The organism is Massilia sp. Root351, assembly GCF_001425045.1.
GTDB lineage: Bacteria > Pseudomonadota > Gammaproteobacteria > Burkholderiales > Burkholderiaceae_D > Rugamonas.
Genome location: NZ_LMDJ01000024.1, coordinates 1 through 3,331, shown reverse-complemented (window position 1 = coordinate 3,331; position 3,331 = coordinate 1). Strand labels below are relative to the sequence as shown.

General features: G+C 61.8%; 2 protein-coding genes. Both read right to left on the bottom strand.

The features are described 5' to 3' along the window. Positions 1-173: 173 nt before the first annotated feature. Positions 174-2,558, bottom strand: coding sequence for a penicillin acylase family protein (locus ASD15_RS19945; RefSeq protein ID WP_082551993.1), 2,385 nt, complete (start codon positions 2,556-2,558; stop codon positions 174-176). A 95-nt stretch (positions 2,559-2,653) separates the two neighbouring features. After that, positions 2,654-3,157: a DUF3455 domain-containing protein gene (locus tag ASD15_RS19940; protein WP_057156802.1), complete on the bottom strand. Its 504-nt coding sequence runs from the start codon at positions 3,155-3,157 to the stop codon at positions 2,654-2,656. Between the last annotated feature and the right edge of the window lie 174 nt (positions 3,158-3,331).

Sequence of the window (3,331 nt, the reverse complement as noted above, 5' to 3'; positions counted from 1 at the left end):
TCACGTTTATTTCTTTTGTTGAGCGTTTAATAATTTGAGCTAAGAGGCTTGCGCCTCCGGCATCATCATCAAACGCCCACACTTATCGACTGTTAATTTTTAAAGAACCTGCTGTTATCGACAAATCGTTTTGTTTGTCAGCAGCAGAGAAATGAGAGTATGGGGCTTGTGCGTCATTCCGTCAACCCCCTATCCCGATAATTGCTGTCGGCACGCATCTGATCGTGACGGAAGGGCAGCGGTACCAGCTGCTTGGCGGAGTACAGCGGCACCTGGTCACCATAGTGCGGCGACTTGGGATCTGTCGATTGCCCATATACCAGCAGCCCTTGGGCTATCGGCCCCGCCGCATCGAAACTCACCAGTTGGATGTAGCTGGTACCCCACACGATATTGCGATAGCCGTCCGCCCCCAATGCCGTTTCCATATGGACGGAGTTATAAGAGCCGTCGATATCGCCTATCCCGCCGTGTACCGGTATCCGGCTGCCATTGCGTACATCAGCCTGGTAATCCCCCAGCTTGCCATCCAGCGGAACACCGGCCGCCTGCAATTTGAGCGCCGCCGCCTTCAAGGCATTCAACATGGCCGGCATGGCGGAAGTGGCCACCCCGCCCGGCGTATTGACCGGGTCCGCCGGGTTCAGCGCCACCCGCCACCGGTTCGGTATGTGTGCTGCCGTGTTCCAGAATTCGCGGAACAGGACCGCGCCCCGGCTGTCCAGATTCGCCCGCCTATCCCAGGCGGCAAGCACCTTGCAAGCGCTTGCCAGTGGCGTATCGGCGCCGGTGCAGGCAGCCAGCAGGTCCGGCAGCACCAGCTCCGCCGCATAGATGCGGTTGTCGAAGAGCAGCCCGTGCAAGTCGTCAGGGGACAATTTAGGCTTGGCCGCCAATGCAGCGTCCACCTGGCTGAAGCCGATGCGGGTGCGCAGGCCTTGGGCAATGCCCACCGCGCCGTACATCGGTGAATAGCCGAACGGCGGCGGCCCCTGCAGCAGGGCTTTCGAGTTTGTCAGCCAGTAACCATCGTTGGAATTGGCGACATAATCGCTGCGCAGCAGCGACGGTGCACTGGCCGGGTTGAATATGCCCTCCGGTGCCCCCTCCTCCCGTTCCCAGCCGCAGTTGCTGCGTGCGCCGTCGAAAGTCAACAGCGGCGGAAACACCAGGCAGTCCGACATGAAACGCTCAGTACGCACCGCCGGCACCACGCTGGCATCCGCATACAAGGTGTTGCCGTCGCGGTCAGCCGCCACGGTGTTCACCCAGGGCAGTCCGGCAATCCGGTTGAGCGAACTTTGCATACTGGCGACGCTGGTCGCGCGCCCCATAGCCAGCCACTGTTCGAGCAGACGCGTGTTGTTGCGGTTGGCGTCTGCCAGCACATAGGCGTGCGTTCCAGTCCAGTTCACCCCGGCTTCCGGTTTGACCATGACCGCGCCCTGCTTGCTGAAGTAAAACACCTTGCGCTGGGTCGCGATACTGCCATCAGGCTGCAGCATATCCACGGCCACCGTCTTTGCCGCCATTTTCACGGGAGCGCCATCAACCAAATAGGTGGTGCCGGACGGATCGCTGGCATCGAGCGCCAGGCGGAAGGTGGTGAAGTGTGCGGCCTTGGTCACGGTGTGGGTCCAGGCCACATCTTTGTTGAAGCCGATTACGACAATCGGCAAACCGCCCAGCATTGCACCCATTGCATCATAAAAACCGGGCACCGTCAGGTGGATCTGGTAAAAGCGGTCGGTGCTGGTCCACGGATAGTGGGGATTGGCCAGCAGCATGCCACGCCCGTTCTGGCTGGCGTCCTTGCCGACGGCCAGGCCGTTGCTGGCCATGCGCGGCTTGAACAGGTTGGCCAACACGGCGGCATCGGGCGCGCCCTTGCCGCCCCGGCGGCGTGCCAGGGTGGCGCCGGGATCGCGCGCGGCGGCCAGCACTTCTTTCGCGAAAACCTGGCCGGAGGCGTGCAGTGCCTTTTCGGCCACCAGCAGATACACGTCGTCCACCGAAATGGGGCGCACCCATTCCTTGCCGTTGCAGGCTGCAGGCAGCGCGCCGCCATGGTCCCGCAGGTAGCGGTTGTAGCCGGCGGCATAGCCCTCCAGCAGGTCGCGAATTTCCTGGCTCCCCGCGGCGTAGCCCGCACGCAGCTGCTCCAGGTCCAGGTAGCCCTTGAAGAAGAAGTCACTGTCTTCGTTTTTGAGGTCGAATCCGTGTTCGTCGAGGTAGTCGATCGCCACGCTGTATTCGCCGTCGGCGCCCCTGGTGGGCATGGCGGCGGGGCCGAAGTAGCGCGACCGCTCGCCGCGCACCGTCAACATACTGTCGGCCAGCATGCAGACATTGTCCTCGGCATACGCATAGGCCAAACCATAGCCGAGGCCGAGGAAGTTCTGGGCGCGGACGTGCGCCACGCCGTGGCTGGTGCGCGCCAGGTCGGCGCTGAAACGCGGCGCCGCCTGCGGCGGCAGCGGAGCGGTGACGGGGGCCTGCTTGTTGCCGCAAGCAGCAAGCAGGGCGGCGCACGATAGGAGCGGGCTGAGCAGTTTCATATGCGACCTTTCGACGGTAGGTCGAAACATCATCGCTGCCTAAGCCCAACTCCGGTTTGCGCAAGCTCAATCAGTGCGGCGCTAAATGTCGGCCTTCATGAGGCTTTGTAGAACACGTAGTCAGCCTGGTACTTCACCATCTTCTTGGCACCGGCATTTGCCGCGCTGCAGCTGTCGGCAGGCGCGACGCCGCCCTGGGTGTTGATGCGCTGGATATAGGTTATGCCGCTCATCATGCCCGAGCCGGTGGCAGGGTTGGCCTGCACGAGCTGGAGGGGAATCGACGCCGGCGTCGGCGACGGATGCACCGCCAGCTGTTTGCCGGTCACCTTGCTGCCGTCGTTGGCTTCCCAGGTTGGGCCACCGTAGTACTTGCCGACCGCACTCTTGTTTTTGTCGTAAAGGATGGCCGTCGGGCCAGCGAACACCCATTCATAGGCGTCGGGCATGCCGGCTTTCGCGCGGCACTCGTAGGTCAGGTCGCCCGCGCCCAGCGCAGTCATTACAGCTTGGTGGCCGGCCGGCACGGCGATTGGCGTGCCCTCGGATGCTTGGGCGACGGTTGCGAAAACGGACAGCAGGAACAGAATACGTTTCATCGGAATCTCCCAGTTAGTGCGGCAGGATGCCAGCACGCAAGACATATACGAGGGGAGCTGCAAAACGGATTCAGATAAACGCAAAAAAGCCCCACCAGATCACTGGCGGGGCTTTTTCATATAACTAGCCTGACGATAACCTACTTTCACACTGGTTGCAGCACTATCATCGGC

Excerpts from the sequence above, each read along its gene's own strand:
- ASD15_RS19940 (WP_057156802.1), bottom strand. The coding sequence starts at position 3,157 with ATGAAACGTATTCTGTTCCTGCTGTCCGTTTTCGCAACCGTCGCCCAA.
- ASD15_RS19945 (WP_082551993.1), bottom strand. The coding sequence starts at position 2,558 with ATGAAACTGCTCAGCCCGCTCCTATCGTGCGCCGCCCTGCTTGCTGCT.